Source organism: Variovorax paradoxus B4 (assembly GCF_000463015.1).
Lineage (GTDB): Bacteria > Pseudomonadota > Gammaproteobacteria > Burkholderiales > Burkholderiaceae_C > Variovorax > Variovorax paradoxus_E.
Genome location: NC_022247.1, coordinates 3,781,396 through 3,800,759, shown reverse-complemented (window position 1 = coordinate 3,800,759; position 19,364 = coordinate 3,781,396). Strand labels below are relative to the sequence as shown.

Genomic DNA, 19,364 nt, shown 5'->3' with positions numbered 1-19,364 from the left:
TTCAGGCGCCGAGTGCCCGCAGCACGTCGTAGCACGCGCCCATGGTGTGGTAGTCGGTCTTGCCGGCCGGGCTTTTTTCGTCGCTGATCTTGCGGTTGTCGGGCGTGAGGATGCGATACCACGCGCCGTGGGGGTGGTCGACGAAATGCGCCCAGCCGTAGGCCCAGATGCGGTCGTACCAGTTCCAGTAGCCGGCATCGCCGGTGCGCACGGCCAGCAGGGCCGCGGCGGCCAGGCTTTCGGCCTGAACCCAGAAGTACTTGTCGCCGTCGCACACCGCACCGTCGGGCCCGAAGCCGTAGACGAGTCCGCCGTGTTCCGCGTCCCAGCCGCGGAGCATGGCAGTGTCGAAGAAGTGCCTGGCACGCGGCACGGTCCAGTCCGCTTCGCGGCCGGCGGCAACGAGCGCGCGCTCCAGCTGCAGCAGCAGCTTGGCCCACTCGGTGAGATGGCCGGTCTGGAAGCCCCAGGGCCGGAAGATGTTGCTCTTGTCGCCGCGGTTGTAGTCCCAGTCGACCGACCAGTCCTCGCGGTAGTGCTCCCAGACCAGCCCGCCGGCCAGCGCGGCCTGCCGGGCTGTGACCGACTCTGCAAGCGCGAGCGCACGATCGAGGTAGCGTGCGTCCTGCGTGGCCTCGAACGCGGAAAGCATCGCCTCGCAGGCATGCATGTTGGCGTTCTGGCCCCGATAAGTACCCACATGCCAATCGGTGGTGGCTTCGTCGGCATAGAGCGCGTGCTGCGGCTCCCAGAAATGCCGTTCCATCAACTGCCAGGTGTCTTCGAGCCCCGCGCGCGCCTCTTCGATGCCGGCCATGAGCGCATGCGCATGCGCGAGCAGCACGAAGGCCAGGCCGTAGCAATGCTGCGTGCCGTCCTGCACGGTGGCGCGGCCGTCGTGCCAGTCGATCTGCCATGCGTAGCCGCCGCCCGGCTGCGCATGCGCGTGCTGCACGAAAGCCAGGCCGTGGCGCGCACTGTCGAGGTGCTTCGGATCCCCGAAGTGCCGATGCGCCATCGCATGGTTGAAGACGAAGCGCGTGCTGCTGACCAGGTGCCGCGTGCGCCGGTCGTACACCGTGCCGTCGTCCTTGAAGAAGTGGAAGAAGCCACCTGATGGGTCGCGGCTGACCGGCTCATAGAAAGCCAGCGTGTGTTGGATATGGTCGGTCAGGAATTCGGGCGAGCGGAAGTTCGGCATGGAAGTAGGGGGCGAACCGATGGGTCATTGTCATTGTGACGACAGTCGTCCGTTGCCGGGGACAGTCGGCGGAGGCAGGTTGCACTGCAGCATAGGCATTTGCCCCAGTATGCAAGCGGGAGACGGCCACGAACAATCGGTCCGCGCTCGACAGTGGCGCGATGAGATGGACTGCATGACCGACATATCTTTCCTGAACCCGGGCGACTTCGCGAGATGAGCGACGTCATCCTCGAAACACGCCAGCTCACCAAGGAATTCAAGGGGTTCACTGCGGTCAGCAAGGTCGATCTCTCGGTGGTGCGCGGCTCGATCCATGCGCTGATCGGCCCGAACGGCGCCGGCAAGACCACCTGCTTCAACCTGCTCACCAAGTTTCTCGAACCCACCAGCGGCACGATCCTGTTCAACGGGCACGACATCACCGGCGAGCGGCCGGCTCAGATCGCGCGGCGCGGCATCATCCGCTCGTTCCAGATCTCGGCGGTGTTTCCGCACCTCACGCTGCTGGAGAACGTGCGCCTCGGGCTGCAGCGCGCGCTCGGCACTTCGTACCATTTCTGGAAGAGCGAGAAGACGCTCAAGCCGCTCGATGCACGCGCCCGCGAACTGCTTGCGGAGGTTGGCCTGGCGCACGAGGCCGACGAACTCACGGTGAACCTGCCCTACGGCCACAAGCGCGCGCTCGAGATCGCCACCACGCTGGCCATGGACCCCGAGCTGATGCTGCTCGACGAGCCCACGCAGGGCATGGGCCATGAAGACGTGCACCGCGTGGCCGAACTCATCAAGCGCGTGTCGGCCGGCCGCACCATCCTGATGGTCGAGCACAACATGAGCGTGGTCTCGACCATCGCCGACACCATCACGGTGCTGCAGCGCGGCGCCGTGCTGGCCGAAGGGCCGTACGCCGAAGTCTCGAAGAACCCGCAGGTGATGGAGGCCTACATGGGCACCACCGACGGCCAGCTCCAAGGGGCGCATTGACATGACCGCCGCCCTGGAAATCAAAGGCCTCCACGCCTGGTACGGCGAATCGCACGTGCTGCACGGCGTCGACATGGTGGTGCAGCCCGGCGAGGTCGTCACGCTGCTCGGGCGCAACGGCGCCGGGCGCACCAGCACGCTGCGCGCCATCATGGGCCTGACCGGCTCGCGCAAGGGCAGCATCGAAGTCAACGGCGTGCAGACCGTCGGCATGGCCACGCACCGCATCGCGCACCTGGGCATCGGCTATTGCCCCGAAGAGCGCGGCATCTTCGCGAGCCTCTCGGCCGAGGAAAACCTGCTGCTGCCGCCGACGCTCAAGAACGTCAAGGGTGCGGGGCCGGGCATGTCGGTGGCCGAGATCTACGAAATGTTCCCGAACCTGGCCGAGCGCCGCAACAGCCCCGGCACGCGGCTGTCGGGCGGCGAGCAGCAGATGCTGGCGGTCGCACGCATCCTGCGCACCGGCGCCAAGCTGTTGCTGCTCGACGAAATCTCCGAAGGCCTCGCGCCCGTCATCGTGCAGGCCCTCGCCCGGATGATCCACACCCTGCGCGGCAAGGGCTACACCATTGTGATGGTGGAGCAGAACTTCCGCTTCGCCGCGCCGCTGGCCGACCGTTTCTACGTGATGGAGCACGGCCGCATGGTCGAGGCCTTCGGCGCCAAGGAGCTCGACGCCAAGATGCCCGTGCTCAGCGAGCTGCTGGGCGTGTAGCCGCGGCCGCGCCAATCGCTTTTTTCCGTTGACTCTCTCAACCATCCAGGAGACCACCATGCAAACCAAGCTCAAAATCATTGCCCTCATGCTCGGGGCCGCGGGTCTTGCGAGCCATGCCGTGCAGGCGCAGGAGAAGGTCGTCATCGGCTACATCAGCGACCTGTCGGGCCTGTACGCCGACCTGGAAGGCAAGGGCGGCGCAACGGCCATCCAGATGGCCATCGACGACATGGGCGGCAAGGTGCTCGGCCAGCCGGTGGAGGTGCTGAGCGTCGACCACCAGAACAAGCCCGACATCGCGGCCTCGAAGGCGCGCGAGTGGATCGACACCGCCGGCGCCACGATGATCTTCGCGGGCACCAATTCGGGCGTGGCGCTGGCCACCGCCAAGGTGGCGCAAGAGAAGAAGCGCGTGTTCTTCACCAACGGCGCGGCCACCTCGGCGCTCACCAACGCGCAGTGCAGCCCCTACACCGTGCACTATGCCTACGACACCGTCGCACTGGCCAAGAGCACCGGCGGCGCCGTGGTCGACACCGGCGGCAAGAGCTGGTTCTTCCTGACGGCCGACTATGCCTTCGGCCATGCGCTCGAGGGCGACACCGCCAAGGTCGTCAAGGCCAAGGGCGGCACGGTGGTGGGCACGGTGCGGGCGCCGCTCAATGCGTCGGACTTCTCTTCCTTCCTGCTGCAGGCGCAGAACTCCAAGGCGCAGGTGCTGGGGCTGGCCAACGCCGGCGGCGACTTCATCAACTCGATGAAGGCGTCGAAGGAATTCGGCATCGACAAGTCGATGAAGATCGCAGGCCTGCTGGTGTTCCTCACCGACGTGAAGAGCCTGGGCCTGCCGGCCACGCAGGGGCTGCTGCACACCACCAGCTGGTACTGGGACGCCGACGACGAGTCGCGCAAGTGGGCCGCGCGCTACGAAGCCAAGACCAAGAACAAGCCGACCGACATCCAGGCCGCCGACTACTCGGCCACCATGGCCTACCTCAAGGCCGTGGAGGCGGTGAAGAGCACCGACGCCGACAAGGTCATGGCCTACCTCAAGAAGACGCCGATCAACGACTTCTATGCCAAGGGCGTGATCCGCGCCGACGGCCGCATGGTGCACGACATGCTGCTGGCGGAGGTCAAGAAGCCTTCCGAATCCAAGGGCCCGTGGGACCTGCTGAAGATCGTCAAGAAGGTGCCGGGCGACCAGGTCTACACGACCAAGGAAGAAAGCACCTGCGCACTCTGGAAGTAGCTGTTGCTCGCCCGCCCCCGACCCCGGGGGCGGCCGTGCGCGGCGGCCACCGCGCGAAGTCATTGCCACTTTTCTGAACCTCGTTTCCATTCACGATGAACATTTCTATGCCTGCCCTGTTGAGCCAGCTCCTGCTGGGGCTGGTCAACGGGTCGTTCTACGCGATCCTGAGCCTGGGGCTGGCAGTGATCTTCGGGCTGCTCAACGTCATCAACTTCGCGCATGGCGCGCTGTTCATGATGGGGGCGGTGCTGTCGTGGATGGCGATGAATTACTTCAACGTCAACTACTGGGTCATGCTGGCGGTGGCGCCGCTGATCGTCGGCCTGTTCGGCGTGCTGATCGAGCGGTTGCTGCTGCGCTGGATCTACAAGCTCGACCATCTTTACGGCCTGCTGCTCACGCTGGGCCTCACGCTGCTGATCGAAGGCGGCTTCCGTTCGGTGTACGGCGTGTCGGGCCTGGCTTACAACACCCCCGAGGCGCTGAGCGGCGGCACGAACCTGGGCTTCATGTTCCTGCCCAACTACCGTGCCTGGGTGGTCGTCGCATCGCTCGTCGTGTGCTTTGCCACCTGGTATGCGATCGAGAAGACGCGGCTGGGCGCCTACCTGCGCGCCGGCACCGAGAACCCGCGGCTGGTGGAGGCCTTCGGCGTCAACGTGCCGCTGATGGTGACGCTGACCTACGGCTTCGGCGTGGCGCTGGCGGCCTTCGCCGGCGTGCTCGCGGCGCCGGTGATCCAGATCTCGCCGCTGATGGGGCAGAACCTCATCATCATCGTGTTCGCGGTGGTCGTGATCGGCGGCATGGGCTCGATCATGGGCGCCATCCTCACGGGCCTGGGGCTCGGCGTGATCGAAGGCCTGACCAAGGTGTTCTATCCGGAGGCGTCGGCCACCGTGGTGTTCGTGATCATGGTCGTGGTGCTGCTGATCCGCCCCGCCGGCCTGTTCGGCAGCGAGAAGTGAAGTCCATGAAGAAAATATCGCTCGTCGTCTACGCAGTGCTGCTGCTGGCACTCGTCGCCGCACCCTTCATCGGCTTCTATCCGGTGTTCGTGATGAAGGTGCTGTGCTTCGCACTCTTCGCCTGCGCCTTCAACCTGCTGCTGGGCTACACCGGCATGCTGTCCTTCGGGCATGCCGCGTTCCTGGGTGGCTCGGCCTACCTCACGGGGCAGGCGCTCAAGGTCTGGCACTTCACGCCCGAGCTCGGCCTGATCGCGGGCACGCTGGCCGGTGCCCTGCTGGGGCTGGTGTTCGGCTGGCTGGCCATTCGCCGCCAGGGCATCTACTTCTCGATGATCACGCTGGCGCTGGCGCAGATGATGTACTTCGTCGTGCTGCAGGCGCCCTTCACCGGCGGCGAGGACGGGCTGCAGAGCGTGCCGCGCGGCAAGCTCTTCGGCATCGTCGACCTGCGCGACGACCTCACGATGTACTACGTCGCGCTGGTGATCGTGGTCGCGGCCTTCCTGCTCATCGCGCGCACCGTGCATTCGCCTTTCGGCCAGGTGCTCAAGGGCATCAAGGAGAACGAGCCGCGCGCCATCTCGCTCGGCTACGACGTCAACCGCTTCAAGCTGCTGGCCTTCGTGATCTCGGCCGCGCTGTCGGGCCTGGCCGGCTCGCTCAAGACGCTGGTGCTCGGCTTCGCTTCACTCAGCGACGTGCACTGGACCGCATCGGGCCACGTGATCCTGATGACGCTGGTGGGCGGCCTCGGCACGCTGTCGGGCCCGCTGGTGGGCTCGGCGGTCGTGGTGCTGCTGGAGAACAAGGTGGGCGACTTCGGCACCTTCATGGCGCGCCTCACCGGTGTCGACTGGTTCAATACGCTGGGCGAGTCGGTCACCATGGTCACGGGCCTGATCTTCGTGATCTGCGTGCTTGCGTTCCGCAGGGGCATCATGGGCGAGGTCATCGCTTTCCTCGACCGCCGCCGAGGCAAGAAAGCCTGAAACGAAAGAAGGCGGACTCTGTCCGCCTTCTTCGCTTCTGGCGCAAGCCTGCTCAGGGCAGCGCGGTGATGCGGTTGGCCGCGGGTGGCGCCAGCGGGCTGTTCGCCTTGATGTAGGCCTCGAGGGCGTCCACGTCCTGGTCGCCGCCGAGCGTGTCCGTGCCCTGGTTGAAGACCGTGAAGTTGTCGCCGCCGGTGGCCAGGAAGCTGTTCATCGTCACGCGGTAGCTCGCGCTGTCGGTCATCGCGGTTCCGTTGAGCGCCATGTTGCCGATGCGCGAGCCCGCGGGCGCCGAGAGGCTGTAGCTGTAGCTCAGGCTGCGCGAAGGCAGCAGCACCCTCGGCGAAGCGACCGTGTTGCTGCCGCTGTTGAACTGCTGCTCGAGCAAGGCCTTGATCTGCGCGCCGGTCATCGTCTTCACCACCAGGCTGTTGCCGAAGGGCTGCACGCTGAAGATCTGGCCATAGGTCACGCTGCCGTCGCCGGCCGGCACGAGATCGGCGCGTACGCCGCCCGGGTTCATGAAAGCGATCTGCGCGCCACCCTTGTTGCTGGCGCTGGTCGCGTCGAGCTGCGCGTCGGCGATCAGGTTGCCGAGCACGCTTTCGCGGGAGGCCGTCTGCGTGCGCGTGGCCGGGCCGGAGAGCGTGCCCACCACCCGCTGGACCAGCGGAGCGGCGATGGACAGGTACTGGCTCACGAGCGCGGCCACTTCCTGGTTCTTGCCGAACACGGGGTACTGGTCGGTCAGCGCGACCGTGCTGGCGCCGCTGGTGTAGGCCTCGCCCTGGACGATCACGTTGTCGGCCGACTTGGCCGTGACCTTGCGGGTGCGCGTGTCGATCGTCAGGTTGATGTCGGTCAGCAAGGTGCCGTACTGGCCGGCGCTCGTCAGCAGGAAAGGCCTGGCCGGATTCGTCTTGCCGTAGTCGCAGATGTAGGAGCGGTGCGTGTGGCCCGAGATCACCACGTCGACGGACGCGTCGAGCTTGTTGAGGATCGGCAGGATGTCGCCGCTCAGGCCGGCGCAGCTCTTGTCGTTGTAGCCGACCGTGGTCGTGCCGCCTTCGTGGACCACCACCACGATGGCGTCGGCGCCCTGCGCCTTCAGCTGGGGAATCAGCGCATTGGCCGTGTCCGCCTCGTCCTTGAAGCTCAGGCCCGCGACACCGGCCGGCGTCACGATGCTGGGCGTGCCCTTGAGCGTCATGCCGATGAACGCGACCTTCACCGTGGCGCCGTCCTTGGTGAAGGTCTTCATGCCCGTGGCGGGAAACAGCGTGGTGCCGTCGGTCTTCACGGTGTTGGCCGCCAGGAAGCCGAAATTGGCGCCCGGGAAGGCCTTGTTCACGCGGCAGGGCTCCAGCGGCGTGTTTTTGGCGCAGCCGCCGTTCTTCATGCGCAGGAGCTCGGTCTGGCCCTTGTCGAACTCGTGGTTGCCGACCGCATTGAAGTCGATCTTCATCGCGTTCACGGCCTCGATGGTCGGCTCGTCGAGGAACAGCGCCGAGACCAGCGGCGAGGCGCCGATCATGTCGCCGGCGGACACCACGGCATTGTTCTCGTTTTTGGCCTTGAGCGATGCAATGGCCGAAGCGAGGTACGCGGCGCCGCCGGCGGGCACCGGGACCGTGCCGCCTTCCTTGGCCGGAGCGCTGATGGAGAGCCGAGGCGGCTCGAGGTTGCCGTGCAGGTCGTTGAAGGCAATGAGTTTCACGTCCACGCTGCCGGGCATGGCGGGGGCCGGAGCCGGGGGTGGCGCCGGCGCCGGTGCGGGCGGCGGAACGAACGGAATGAACCCGTTCGAATGGCTGCTTCCGCCGCAGGCGGACAAGGAGGCCAGGACAACCCCCGCCATGGCGAGATGTCTCAACGATGCGTGCATGAACCTCTCCTCTTTGATGGAATGCAGCGCATGCTGGACATGGCAGATGACGTCGCCATGACCGTCTCCGCTCCGAGGTGCCATCAGGGCAGGGGAACCAAGCGAATGGCCACGCCGGGGCCGAAGGCGCGCTGCAGCAGTTCCCTGGCCTGGGCGCTGCGCGCGTCGTCGGCCGACTGCACCGCCAGTCGTCCTTCGGTGGCTCGCCGCTGCAGATGCCAGCCCTCCTGGCCCAGGCGGATCAGGCTGGCGAGCGCCGCGGCGTCCGCGATGGGCAGTGCCGCGGGCGCGATGTCGAGCCAGTCCACCACCTGGTCGGCTTCGCCGCCGAGCCGTGCGGTCGCGCCGTCCACCAGCGCGTGCTGCGTGGCCGCATCCCTTACCGCGCCCTGCAGGATGATGCCGTTGCCGTGCCAGCGGATTTCAAGCGCTGCGTTCATTGCCGATGGGGCAGGCCGAGCAGTTGCGAACACCCACGCGGCGCCCGCAGCGGCCAGCAGAACCATCAGCAATGCGATGGCCCGGGGTCTTCTGTTCATTCAAGCCTTGGCGCACGTCCACCGTGCAATGTCGGAAGCCGAGTTCAGGGGCTCGGCATGACGGCGTGATGACAGGCAGGGCTGTGCGGCCTCAGAGCCGCAGCGGTGCGGCGTAGCCGGTCATCTCCAGGTAGCCCCGGCCGACGCGGCGGCCTTGCGCGTCGAGCAGGTCGCTCACGCCTTCCCAGTACACCCCGCCGGTGGAGCCGCGGCTGTCGAGCTCCTGGTCGTCGAGCAGGGCGTGCACCTCGAAGCTGCCCGATGGGGTCTGCACGCGCCACCGGGTCGGGTAGCTTGCCTGCGTGCGCGGGCTGGTCCACGTCTTCGCACCGTCGAAGCGCACCTCGTCGTTGTCGAAAACGCGCAGCGCGCCATCGCGCGTGCGAAACGATCCGCCGGCCCACAGCGCACTGCCGTCGCGGCGCCGCAGGCGAAAGGCAGTGAGGGCGCTGCCGTCGTCCAGGTTCATGCCGATCCAGTCCCAGCCCACGGCCTCGGGATGCATCAGCGCCTCGCTCCATTCGTGGTCGAGCCAGGCGGTGCCGTCGACGTCGAAGGCCTGGCCCTTGAGCGCGAGCTTGCCCTGCGTGCGCAGCTGGGGCTCGCTGTAGTAGTAGCTCGCCTGTGCTTCCTCCGGTCCCTTGCGCGAGAGCCCGGCCTTGCCTTGCAGCAGCACCGGCTGCGTGGGCGCGAAGCGCAGGTCGAGCGAGAACTCGCCCGCCGGGATGCGCGCCGAATAGCTGCCGTCCTCCCTGCGCGCCAGCGACCAGTCGCGCAGGCGCACGTCGGTGTCGGCTTCGCTGGCCGATGCGACGCCGAAGCCCGCGCGCGCAATGCGCTGGTCGTGCAGCAGCACGCGGCCTTCGAGATCTGTCACGGCCGCGTGCGCGAACACGAGGTTCCTGGCCGCGAAGGCCGAGCGCAGGCCCTGCGCCGCATCGACGCGCGAGCGGAAGAAAGTCACCTGGAAGCCGAACTCGCGTCCCGCCGCGGTCTTCGCGTGGCCCGTGATGTACCACCACTCGGTCTGCAGATCGGGATGGCTGCCGTAGTCGCGCGGGAACTGCAGCGTGCGCGCGGGCAGCGCCCAGCTTGCGGGCGCGGCGGCCAGCGCCGCAAGCAGCAGGCTGCGGCGCGAGAGCTTGTGAAGGAAGGCAGGCGGCGGCATCACCCCGCAACCAGTGCGTCGATGCGTTGCTGCGCCGGGTCGATGTCGCCGAACGCGTTCTGCACCCAGGTCGCATCGTGATAGCTCGGCAGATAGCGCTCGCCCGCATCGCACAGCAGCGAAAGGATGGAGCCCTGCCGGCCGGCCGCGCGCATCTCGCTGGCAATGGCCAGCATGCCGACGAAGTTGGTGCCGGTCGACGGGCCGACCTTGCGGCCGAGCAGCGCCGAGAGCGCGTGCATGGCCGCCACCGAATCGAGGTTGGGCACTTCGATCATCCGGTCGACCAGCATGCGGATGAAGCTCGGCTCCACGCGCGGCCGGCCGATGCCTTCGATGCGCGAGCCCGCCGCCGTCAGCGCGGTGTCGCCGGTGCGGTGGTAGGCCGAGAACACCGAGCCTTCGGGATCGGGCACGCACACCTGCGTGTCGTGGCAGCGATAGCGCACATAGCGTCCGATGGTGGCGCTGGTGCCGCCGGTGCCCGCGCCCACCACGATCCACGCCGGCACCGGATGCCGCTCGCGTGCCATCTGCTGGAACATGCTTTCGGCGATGTTGTTGTTGCCGCGCCAGTCGGTGGCGCGCTCGGCATAGGTGAACTGGTCCATGTAGTGGCCGCCGGTCTGCTCGGCGAGCGCGTGCGCTTCCTCGTAGACCTGCGCCGCATGGTCTACGAAGTGGCAGCGCGCACCATAGAAGGCGATCTGCGCCACTTTCTCGGGCGAGGTGCTGCGCGGCATCACGGCGATGAAGGGCAGCCCCAGCAGCCGCGCGAAATAGGCTTCGCTGACCGCCGTCGAACCGCTGGAGGCCTCGACGATCGTGGTGCCCTCGCGCACCCATCCGTTGCACAGCGCATAGAGGAAGAGCGAACGCGCGAGCCGGTGCTTGAGGCTGCCGGTGGGGTGGGTCGATTCGTCCTTCAAGTACAGGTCGATGCCGGCCGCGGCGAGCGCGGGCAGCGGCAGCGGGATCAGGTGCGTGTCGGCGCTGCGCTGGTAGTCGGCTTCGATGCGGCGTATGGCGGCGCCGAGCCAGCCGCCGCAGGAGGAAGAGGAGGGTGTTTGCTGCATGTAGGAGGAAGTCTACAAGTCATCCCTCGCAGCACCCAGCGAACGCGCAAATCGGGATACTGTGCGCTGCCAAATTCCACCCGGCAGGAGACAAGACGCATGAGAACAAGACACCTGCGCCCCACGTCGCGGCGCTCGTTAGGTCAAAGGCATTCCATTGGCGCCACAGCACTCGCGGCCCTGGTGCTCGCGGGCTGCGCATCGGGGCCGCCGGGTGTGCAGACGCCGCCGCGCGTGCCGTCGTCCTTCGCGGTGCCCGGCCTGGAGAAGCCCGCGGAGGTGCTGATCGACCGCTGGGGCGTGCCGCATCTCTATGCCGGAACGCTCTACGACGCGTTCGTTGCGCAGGGCTTCATTGCCGCGCGCGACCGGCTCTGGCAGATGGACCTCTGGCGCAAGCGCGGCTTGGGCGAAATGGCCAGGGACTTCGGCCCCGCCTGGGTCGAGAGCGATCGCGCTGCGCGCGCCGTGCTCTATCGCGGCGACATGTACCGCGAATGGCTGGCCTACGGCTCCGACGCCAAGCGCGTGGCCGAGGCCTTCGCGGCCGGTGTCAACGCCTATGTGGCGCAGGTGCGCGCGCAGCCGGCGCTGCTGCCGAAGGAATTCGCGCTGCTGGGCTACCAGCCATCGCTCTGGTCGGCCGAAGACGTGGTGCGCATCCGCCATCACGGCCTCACGCTCAACTTCACGTCCGAGATCGACCGCGCGCGCGCCTTCTGTGCCGGCGGCCAGGGCATCAAGGCCGACTGGCTGCGCCGCGAACTCGATCCGCCGGTCACACCCAAAGTGCCCGTGGGGCTCGACCCCTGCACCCTTCCGGCGGCCGAGTTGCGCGCGGCCTACCTGCGCGCCACGGAGCCGCCGCGCTTCACCAAGGACAACACGCGGCTGGCCGGCACTGCGACCGCGTCCGCGCTCCTGCCGCCCGGCGGAACCGAAGCCACGGCACGGAGCGCCGAGGAGGAGCAAGAGCGGCAACAGGCACTGCAAGGCGACCCCACGGCCGCCTATGGCAGCAACAACTGGGTCATCGCGCCGAAGCTCACCGCCACCGGCCGCCCGATCCTCGCCAACGATCCGCACCGCGCCCACGGCGCTCCGAGCCTGCGCTACATGGCGCATCTCAGCGCGCCCGGCATGGACGCCATCGGCGCTGGCGAGCCCTTCCTGCCGGGCCTTTCGATCGGCCACAACGGCACCATCGCCTTCGGCCTCACGCGCTTCTACATGGACCAGGAAGACCTGTACGTTTACCAGCTGAATCCGAGGAACCCCAACGAGTACCGCTACCAGGGCCGATGGGACCCGATGACGCGCGTCACCGAGCGCATCGCCGTGCGCGGCGAGAGCGCGCCGCGCGAGGTGGTGAACACCTTCACGCGCCACGGCCCGGTGCTGCTGTCCGAGCCCGGCAAGCGGCGCGCATTCGCCCTGCGGGCCGCATGGCTCGAGCCCGGCATGGCGCCGTACTTCGGTTCGATGGACTACATGCGCGCACAGAACTGGGACCAGTTCCGCGCCGCCATGAACCGCTGGGGCGCACCCGGCGAGAACCAGGTCTATGCCGATCGCAATGGCAACGTCGGCTGGATTCCGGGCGGCCTCACGCCGATCCGCCCCAACTGGGACGGCCTGATGCCGGTGCCGGGCGATGGCCGCTACGAGTGGTCGGGCTTTCGCAACGGCGACGAACTGCCCTCGGAGTTCAACCCCGCGCGCGGCTACGTCGTGACCGCGAACGAGAACAACATTCCACCCGATCATCCGGCCGCGAAGAAGGGCATCGGCTACGAATGGAGCGACGGTGCGCGTGCGCGCCGCCTCAAGGAACTGTTCGAGAAAAAGGCGGCCTCGGGCTCGCGCTTCACGCTCGAGGACTCGGAGCGCATGCAGAACGACATCGTTGCCACGCCTGCCCAGCGCCTGCTGAAACTCCTGGCGGGCCTGCGCAGCGACGATGCCCGCACGGCCGCCGGGCTGCGGCTGCTGCAAGGCTGGGACGGCACCATGGACCGCGACAGCGCCGCCGCTGCGCTGTATGAGGTGTGGAGCGCCAAGACGCTGCGCGCGGCGGTGCTCAAGGCCGGTGCCGGCGAAGCCGCGGCCTCGCTGGCAGCACCCGGGGACAACACACGCATGCTGCTGCTGCTGGAGAACCCCTTCGGCTGGGTGAGCGATGCGCAGCGCGATGCGCTCTTGTTGGAAACCCTGCCGCCCGCGATGCAGGAGCTCACGGCCAAGCTCGGGCCCGACATGTCGGCGTGGAAGTGGGGCGCGCTGCACCGCGCGGAGTTCCGCCATCCGCTCGGCGGCGTGGTCGATGCGGCCATGCGCAAGAAGTTGGAAGTCGGCGACTGGCCGATGTCGGGTTCGGCCTTCACGCCCATGGCTGCCAGCTACCGCGCCAACGACTACAAGCTCACGTCGGGAGCTTCGTTCCGGATGGTGCTGGACGTGGGGAATTGGGATGCCTCGCGGGCGATCAATACGCCAGGGCAGTCGGGGGATCCGGACAGTCCGCACTATCGGGATCTGGCGCCGCTCTGGCTCGAGGGGAAGTATGTGCCGCTGGTTTATAGCCGGGGGGGCGGTGGAGAGGGAGACTGTGGAGAGGGTTCGGTTGACGCCTTCTTTGCCTTAGGTTTTTGGGGTTCGGGGCCGGGGCGAGACCCGGCCCCGGAACCCCAAAAACCTACCAATCCTCCTTCACAGCAAGAACAACATCCCGTCCCGCAGCAGACCGCCCCGCCAGCCACGCAGTGACCGTCCCCGCAGCAACCACGGCAGCGCAGAGCACCAGCAGCCGCCCCCAGGGCACCAGCAGATCCATCGTCCAGTGAAAGCTCTGCGGATTGACCACCTTCACCAGCACCACCGACACCGCCAACCCGAGCAGCAGCCCCGCCACGGCGCCGATCGCGGTCCACGCCGCGCCTTCGCCCGCCACCACCGCCAGCACCTGCCGCCGCGTGAATCCCAGGTGCGCGAGCAGCCCGAACTCCTTGCGCCGCGCAAGCACCTGCGCGCTGAAGCTCGCCGCAATGCCGAACAGGCCGATGGCAATGGCCACGGCCTGCAGCCAGTAGGTCACTGCAAAGCTGCGGTCGAAGATGCGCAGCGAGGTGGCGCGGATCTGCCCGACCGACGAGATCTCGACGTTCGTCGTAGTCGAATCGGAGCCGTCGCGGCGTGCCGCCAGCTCGCGCACCGCGGCCTGCACTGCGCCCTCGGACGTGCCGGGTGCGAGCCACAGCGACACATCGCTCACGTTGCGTTCGCCCGTCAGGCGCTCGAAATCCCGCGCGTCCATGGTGATGGCGCCGAACTGCCGTGCATAGTCGCGCCACACGCCCGCGACGAAGAACGCAGCTGGATCAGACCCCGCGGTGGCCAATGCCGGCGAAAGCGGCGCGAAGAGAGAACCCGGCTTCGCGCCATACAGCTCGACCATCGGTTCGCTCACGTAGATGCCGACCTGGCCAGCAGGCACCGGCAGCGCGGGGCCCACCAACGGCAGTGCCTGTGACGCGCCGCCTTCGAGGCTTCGTGCGATCAGCGTGACCGCGGGTTGCGCGGGGTCGAGCTGCAGCGATCGGGTTCGCAGCGTGCCGACGCGCTCCACGCCAGGCAGCCGTGCCAGCGCCTGCACGAAAGCCGGCGCAAAGGTGGCTGTGTCGCTGCTGCTCTGTGTGCCCGAATTGCCGGAGCGGCCGCTCGACGTGGCGCGAACATAGAGATCCGCCGGCAGCACCACGTCGAGCCAATGCGTGACCGAATCGCGAAAGCTCGCCACCATCACCGTGAGCGCAACCGCAAGACTCAGGCTGGCGACCACGCCGCTGACCGCCACGGCTGCGGTGCCGCGCATGCGCCGTGCCCGTTCGATGGCCAGCATCGGCAGCACGCGTTGCGCGAACACGGGCGCCACGCGGTCGTACAGCAGCGCAATCAGCCAGGGCAATGCGGTGATGCCGCCCACCAGCAGGCAGCCCACCGAGAGATACGCCGCAATCGGAATGCCGCCGACGGCCGGCATGTTGGCCAGCGCCGCGCTTGCGGCAATGAGGCCGAGCGCCAGCCAGTGGCTGTGGCCCTGTACGGGCGCGGCGCCCAGGCCCTTGAGGGTCTGCGCTTCAGGCAGTGCCTGCGCCGCGCGTGCGGGCCACCAGCCGCCCACCAGCGCCGCAAGCACGCCGAGCCCGCCGTACAGCAGCGCCGAGCCGGTGCTCCAGTGCAGCGTGGGCGCCACGCCCTCGAAGTACCCGCCACCCAGGTCGCCGCCGAGCACGCGCAATGCGAAGGCCGCGAGCGCTGTGCCCAGCGCAAGGCCGGCGCCGCTTCCAATCAGGCCCAGCACCAGCGATTCGATCAGCACCAGGCGCAATCGCTCGCGCGGCGTCAGGCCCAGCACGCCGAGCAGCGCGAACTGCTGCGCCCGCTTGGCAACGCTGAGCGCCAGCACCGAGAACACCAGGAAAGCGCCGGTGAAAAGTGCCACCAGCGCCAGCACCGTCAGGTTGACGCGGTAGGCGCGCGAGAGATTGCTCACGCGCTCGGCCGCGTCGCCCGGTTCGGCAAACTGCAGGCCGGCAGGCCAGCCCGGCGACCGTTGCAGCGATGCGATGAAGGCCGCCCGGTCGGTGCCGGGAGCGAGCCTCAGGTCGATGCGGCTGAGCTGGCCGAGCTTGTCGAACAGGTCCTGCGCAGCCGCGATGTCCAGCACCGCCAGCGCCGCGCCGCCGGCGGCGACGTGGCCTGCAACCTCGAGCCGCTGCCAGGCGCCGCCGCTGCGCAGCTGTATCGTCTCCACGCGGCCTTGCGCCGCTTCGGCCGGGAGCCCGAGCACGTTGCGCGCCGCGGTGTTGAGAAACACATGGCCCGGCGCCAGCATCGCGAAGCGGGTGGCGTTCTTGCCGGGCTGCGGCATCAGCGCCGGCGCGATGGTGGGCAGCGCCAGCGCATCGATGCCGATCACGCGCATCGGTAGCTGGCGTTCGCCGGCCAGCGCGAGCCCCTGGAACTCGAGCACCGGACTCGCCAGCGCCACCTGCGGATGCTGCGCGAGCCGCGCGAACACCGCTTCGTCGAAGCTGCCCTGCACGGCGCGAACTTCGAGATCGGGCTGGCCGTTGACCGAGCGCACCGCGCTCGAGAACTCGTCGAGGGCCGAGGCATTGATCAGCTGCACCGAGAACGCGAGCGCCACGCCCAGCATCACGGCCAGCACGGCCGCGGCATTGCGCCAGGGATGGTGGCGCAGTTCCTGCCATGAGAAGGTGGTGAGCAAGGCACGCATGCCGTCATTGTGGCTGGCGCGCGCGGAGTTCCGCGGCCGTGGCACCATGGCGCCTCTTCGATGCCTGGGGAATTCGACGATGCGGCTTCCGTGCTCCGACCTGTACCGCCGATGGATGGCGGCATGGCTTCCTGCCTTGCTGCCGGCGGCTGCCGCGTTGGCACAGCCGTTGCCCGTCACCCTGGCCAGCGATCCCGCCGCCATCGCGAAGATGGCGCTCGGTGCCGAAAGGGGAATGCTCGTCGTCGGCGTCCTGCGCGGCGGCAAGGCCGCCTATGGCGTGGCGCACAACCCCGAGCCGTCTGCGGCGCCGCGGGGCATCGCGCCGAACAGCGCCGAGCAGCCGATGTTCGAGATCGGCTCCGTGACGAAGGTGTTCACGGGCCTGCTGCTGGCCCAGTCGGTGGAGCGTGGCGAGGTGGGGCTCGACGACACCGTGGGCCAGCTGCTTGCAGGCAAGTTGGCGTCACCGCTCTCGCCCGCGGTGGCCTCCGTGACGCTGCGCCAGCTCGTGACGCACACCGGCTGCATGCCTGTGATGGCAGACGGCGTGACCGGCGGACCCGCGCTGGCCGCGCAGTTCCGTGCCTTCGACAAGGCGGCGTTCTGGGATGCGCTGTCGCGCATCAGGCTCACGGCGCCGGCGCCGGCGCCGCCCTGCGAAGCGGCGTACAGCAATTTCGGGATGGCGCTGCTGGGGCAGATACTGGCTGAACGCCATGGCACCACGTGGGGCGAGCTGGTGCGCGCGCGCATCACCGAGCCGCTGGGCATGAACGACACGGTGATCCAGCTCGGCGACAAGGCCTCGCGCGTGGCGCCGGCCTTCGCCGGCGACCGGCGCCAGCGGCTGCTCGACATGGCGGCCTATGCACCGGCCAGCGCGCTGCGTTCCACGGCCGCCGACATGCTCACGCTGAGCCGCGCAATCCTCGCCGGCGCCAGCGGTCCGCTGGGCCCCGCGGCCGTGCGCATGCTCACGCCGCTGGCGCGCTACGAAGGCGCCGAGATCGGCTATGCGGTGATGGTGCGCGGCCCCGAAGGCGGCCGGCGCACCTACTACCACGCAGGCGTGACCGAGGGCTACCGCACGCTGTGGCTGCTGGCGCCCGACAGCGCAGAGGCGCTGATCGTGCTCGGCAGCAACGCGCGCGCACCGCTGCAGTCCGTGATGCTGGCCATCGGCAAGAGCCGCTACCCGGTGCCGACCGTGGAGGTGCCCATCGACCCGCAGCGCCTCGAGGACTACCAGGGCCAGTTCCGCATCAACAAGGCCAAGACGCTGAGCTTTGCCGTGCGCAGCGGCCGCCTGCTGGTGAGGGAGACGGGGCGGGGCTACAACGCACTCACGCCCATCGGCAGCGACCGCTTCGCGGTCACGGCCATCGGCGCCGAGGTCACGTTCCGGCGCGGCGAAGGCAACGCGGTGGTCGGCGTGGCGCTGGCGCAGGGCGGCAGCCGGCTCGATGCGCGGAGGGGGGCGAGGCGGTGGCGGTTCCGCAGGATTGACCGGTCTTCGGGCGATGAAAGCTCAAAGCCGTTCCGACATTGCGTTCAGATAGGCGCGCACGGCGGCGTTGCTGCTGAGGCCGATCGCGCGGTCGTAGGCCTGGCGCGCCGCCGCGCGCGCACCGCCGGCCGCGAGCAGGTGCGCGCGGGCGGCCCAGAACGGCTGGTAGCTCGCCACCTCGGCGGCCGGAATGGCCTCCAGCGCACGCAGGCCGATGTCGGGGCCGCGCGCATTGGCCAGCGCGCAGGCCAGGCTGACCTGGGCACCGATGCTGGGCCGCAGCGCCAGCAGTCCTTCGTAGAGCGACACCAGCACTTCGGGCGGCACGGGCGCGCCCACGCGGCGCTCGCAATGGGCCGACTGGATCGCCGCCTCCAGCTGGTAGGGGCCGAGCGCTTTCATCTCCGAGGCCCGGCGCAGGCAGCGTTCGGCTTCCGCGAGCAGGTCGGGGTTCCAGCGCAGCGGGTCCTGCTGGTCGAGCGGCACGTAGGCGCCGGTCTCGCTGCGGCGCGCCGCAGCGCGGCTTTCGCAGAAGAGCATCAGCGCGAGCAGGCCCAGCGGCTCGGGCTCATTGGGCATCAGGCTGCACAGGATGCGGCCGAGGTCGATGGCCTCGGCGGTGAGGCCGCGCGGCAAGGCGTCGGCGCCATCGACGTCGTCCCAGCCGGTGCCGTAGGCGGCGTAGATGCCGTCCAGCACGTCCTGCAGCCGCTGCGGAAGTTCGCGTGCCTGCGGATACTCGAAGGGAATGCCTGCGGCGCGGATGCGCGCCTTGGCCCGCACCAGCCGCTGGCCGAGCGTGGAAGGCGCGGTGAGAAAGGCGCCGGCCATGCGGGCCGCGTCGAGTCCGAGCACGGTCTGCAGCATCAGCGGCGCGCGGGCCGCCGCGTCGATGGCGGGGTGCGCGCAGACGAACATCAGGCGCAGCCGCTCGTCGGGCACGGCCGCGCCTTCGGTGCCGGCGGCGTTGTCCACCTCGCCGGCCAACAGCAGCAGGGTCTGTGTCGCGTCGTCCTGCACGCGGCTGTGGCGCCAGGCGTCGAGCTTGCGGTGCCGGGCCACGCTCAGCAGCCAGGCGTCGGGCTGCGCGGGAATGCCGTCGGCCGGCCAGCGCTCCAGCGCGCGCGCGAAGGCCTCGGCGAGCGCATCTTCCGATGCGGCGATGTCGTGCGTGCGCGCAGACAGGATGGCCAGCAGGCGGCCGTACGACTCGCGCGCCGCACGTTCGGCGGCCTGGTGAGCCGCCGGGGCGTTCACGGTGTGGGCGCCGCGATGGCCGTGGCGGTAAAGACCGGCCGCACCTCCACGCCCCCGCTGGCCGCGCAGGGCGCGCGGGCCGCCCATTCGAGCGCGGCATCGAGGTCCGGCACGTCCACCACGAAGTAGCCGCCGAGCTGCTCCTTGGTGTCGGCGAAGGGGCCGTCCTGCACCTGGCGCTTGTCGCCGCGCACGCGCAGCGTGGTGCCGGTCATCGGCGGGAACAGGCCGTGGCCGCCCAGCGAAATACCTGCCGCGCGCACCGCATCGGCGTACGCGATCCAGCTGGCCCGATAGGCCTGCGAAGAAGCGTCGTCCCTTTGTTCGAATTCGGCCGCGGGCTGATAAAACATCAACATGTACTGCATGGTGTCTCTCCATCGTGGAAAAGAGGCTGAGCAGGATCGCTCACCACAATGACGGCCCGCTGCCGGTCATTTCGACACGGCGTCCGCGTCGAGCAGATGATTTTTTAGGCTATTGCCGCTTGGCGCAATGGCTGGGCT

The 19,364-nt window shown here is 68.6% G+C and carries 13 protein-coding genes and 2 pseudogenes; 7 read left to right on the top strand and 8 right to left on the bottom strand.

The window, feature by feature from the left end; genetic code table 11:
* Position 1: 1 nt before the first annotated feature.
* On the bottom strand, positions 2 to 1,201 hold the full coding sequence (locus tag VAPA_RS17735; protein ID WP_021008144.1) for an AGE family epimerase/isomerase: 1,200 nt from the start codon (positions 1,199 to 1,201) through the stop codon (positions 2 to 4).
* Positions 1,202 to 1,417: 216 nt separating this feature from the next.
* Between VAPA_RS17735 and VAPA_RS17730 the strand changes: the two genes are divergently transcribed.
* The 5 genes from VAPA_RS17730 (at position 1,418) to VAPA_RS17710 (ending at position 6,124) form a co-directional block, all read left to right on the top strand.
* On the top strand, positions 1,418 to 2,188 hold the full coding sequence (locus VAPA_RS17730) for an ABC transporter ATP-binding protein (protein ID WP_021008143.1): 771 nt from the start codon (positions 1,418 to 1,420) through the stop codon (positions 2,186 to 2,188).
* A gap of 1 nt (position 2,189) precedes the next feature.
* Positions 2,190 to 2,906: an ABC transporter ATP-binding protein gene (locus tag VAPA_RS17725; protein WP_021008142.1), complete on the top strand. Its 717-nt coding sequence runs from the start codon at positions 2,190 to 2,192 to the stop codon at positions 2,904 to 2,906.
* A 58-nt stretch (positions 2,907 to 2,964) separates the two neighbouring features.
* The gene (locus VAPA_RS17720) at positions 2,965 to 4,161 is read left to right on the top strand and encodes an ABC transporter substrate-binding protein (protein ID WP_021008141.1); all 1,197 of its coding nucleotides are present in this window, start codon (positions 2,965 to 2,967) and stop codon (positions 4,159 to 4,161) included.
* 95 nt (positions 4,162 to 4,256) lie between these two features.
* Entirely contained in the window at positions 4,257 to 5,132 is an 876-nt protein-coding gene (locus VAPA_RS17715) for a branched-chain amino acid ABC transporter permease (RefSeq protein WP_021008140.1), read from the top strand.
* A 5-nt stretch (positions 5,133 to 5,137) separates the two neighbouring features.
* On the top strand, positions 5,138 to 6,124 hold the full coding sequence (locus VAPA_RS17710) for a branched-chain amino acid ABC transporter permease (protein WP_021008139.1): 987 nt from the start codon (positions 5,138 to 5,140) through the stop codon (positions 6,122 to 6,124).
* 52 nt (positions 6,125 to 6,176) lie between these two features.
* On the opposite strand, the gene VAPA_RS17705 is transcribed toward VAPA_RS17710, so the two are convergent.
* From VAPA_RS17705 to VAPA_RS17690, 4 genes are all read right to left on the bottom strand, one after another.
* On the bottom strand, positions 6,177 to 8,009 hold the full coding sequence (locus tag VAPA_RS17705) for a bifunctional metallophosphatase/5'-nucleotidase (protein WP_021008138.1): 1,833 nt from the start codon (positions 8,007 to 8,009) through the stop codon (positions 6,177 to 6,179).
* Between the two features lie 83 nt (positions 8,010 to 8,092).
* Positions 8,093 to 8,548, bottom strand: a complete 456-nt coding sequence (locus VAPA_RS17700) for a hypothetical protein (RefSeq protein WP_021008137.1) — start codon at positions 8,546 to 8,548, stop codon at positions 8,093 to 8,095.
* Positions 8,549 to 8,639: 91 nt separating this feature from the next.
* Positions 8,640 to 9,716 (bottom strand): lipocalin-like domain-containing protein, encoded by a 1,077-nt coding sequence (locus VAPA_RS17695; RefSeq protein ID WP_021008136.1) that lies wholly within the window; start codon positions 9,714 to 9,716, stop codon positions 8,640 to 8,642.
* Complete coding sequence (locus VAPA_RS17690; RefSeq protein ID WP_021008135.1) at positions 9,716 to 10,792, bottom strand: PLP-dependent cysteine synthase family protein; 1,077 nt, start codon at positions 10,790 to 10,792, stop codon at positions 9,716 to 9,718. The genes VAPA_RS17695 and VAPA_RS17690 overlap by 1 nt, the downstream gene beginning before the upstream one ends.
* A gap of 99 nt (positions 10,793 to 10,891) precedes the next feature.
* Between VAPA_RS17690 and VAPA_RS17685 the strand changes: the two are divergent.
* Positions 10,892 to 13,436: pseudogene (locus VAPA_RS17685) on the top strand (penicillin acylase family protein).
* A 51-nt stretch (positions 13,437 to 13,487) separates the two neighbouring features.
* Here the strand turns inward: VAPA_RS17685 and VAPA_RS17680 are convergent.
* Positions 13,488 to 16,091, bottom strand: a complete 2,604-nt coding sequence (locus VAPA_RS17680; RefSeq protein ID WP_196232513.1) for an FtsX-like permease family protein — start codon at positions 16,089 to 16,091, stop codon at positions 13,488 to 13,490.
* Between VAPA_RS17680 and VAPA_RS35200 the strand changes: the two are divergent.
* A pseudogene (locus VAPA_RS35200) lies at positions 16,090 to 17,169 on the top strand (serine hydrolase domain-containing protein); the annotation flags it as partial. The gene VAPA_RS17680 and the pseudogene VAPA_RS35200 overlap by 2 nt on opposite strands.
* A gap of 453 nt (positions 17,170 to 17,622) precedes the next feature.
* Here the strand turns inward: VAPA_RS35200 and VAPA_RS17670 are convergent.
* Both VAPA_RS17670 and VAPA_RS17665 read right to left on the bottom strand, forming a co-directional pair.
* Complete coding sequence (locus VAPA_RS17670; RefSeq protein ID WP_021008132.1) at positions 17,623 to 18,858, bottom strand: RNA polymerase sigma factor; 1,236 nt, start codon at positions 18,856 to 18,858, stop codon at positions 17,623 to 17,625.
* Positions 18,855 to 19,226: a YciI family protein gene (locus VAPA_RS17665; protein WP_021008131.1), complete on the bottom strand. Its 372-nt coding sequence runs from the start codon at positions 19,224 to 19,226 to the stop codon at positions 18,855 to 18,857. The genes VAPA_RS17670 and VAPA_RS17665 overlap by 4 nt, the downstream gene beginning before the upstream one ends.
* Between the last annotated feature and the right edge of the window lie 138 nt (positions 19,227 to 19,364).

Excerpts from the sequence above, each read along its gene's own strand:
- VAPA_RS17735 (WP_021008144.1), bottom strand. The coding sequence starts at position 1,201 with ATGCCGAACTTCCGCTCGCCCGAATTCCTGACCGACCATATCCAACAC.
- VAPA_RS17730 (WP_021008143.1), top strand. The coding sequence starts at position 1,418 with ATGAGCGACGTCATCCTCGAAACACGCCAGCTCACCAAGGAATTCAAG.
- VAPA_RS17725 (WP_021008142.1), top strand. The coding sequence starts at position 2,190 with ATGACCGCCGCCCTGGAAATCAAAGGCCTCCACGCCTGGTACGGCGAA.
- VAPA_RS17720 (WP_021008141.1), top strand. The coding sequence starts at position 2,965 with ATGCAAACCAAGCTCAAAATCATTGCCCTCATGCTCGGGGCCGCGGGT.
- VAPA_RS17715 (WP_021008140.1), top strand. The coding sequence starts at position 4,257 with ATGAACATTTCTATGCCTGCCCTGTTGAGCCAGCTCCTGCTGGGGCTG.
- VAPA_RS17710 (WP_021008139.1), top strand. The coding sequence starts at position 5,138 with ATGAAGAAAATATCGCTCGTCGTCTACGCAGTGCTGCTGCTGGCACTC.
- VAPA_RS17705 (WP_021008138.1), bottom strand. The coding sequence starts at position 8,009 with ATGCACGCATCGTTGAGACATCTCGCCATGGCGGGGGTTGTCCTGGCC.
- VAPA_RS17700 (WP_021008137.1), bottom strand. The coding sequence starts at position 8,548 with ATGAACAGAAGACCCCGGGCCATCGCATTGCTGATGGTTCTGCTGGCC.
- VAPA_RS17695 (WP_021008136.1), bottom strand. The coding sequence starts at position 9,716 with ATGCCGCCGCCTGCCTTCCTTCACAAGCTCTCGCGCCGCAGCCTGCTG.
- VAPA_RS17690 (WP_021008135.1), bottom strand. The coding sequence starts at position 10,792 with ATGCAGCAAACACCCTCCTCTTCCTCCTGCGGCGGCTGGCTCGGCGCC.
- VAPA_RS17680 (WP_196232513.1), bottom strand. The coding sequence starts at position 16,091 with ATGCGTGCCTTGCTCACCACCTTCTCATGGCAGGAACTGCGCCACCAT.
- VAPA_RS17665 (WP_021008131.1), bottom strand. The coding sequence starts at position 19,226 with ATGCAGTACATGTTGATGTTTTATCAGCCCGCGGCCGAATTCGAACAA.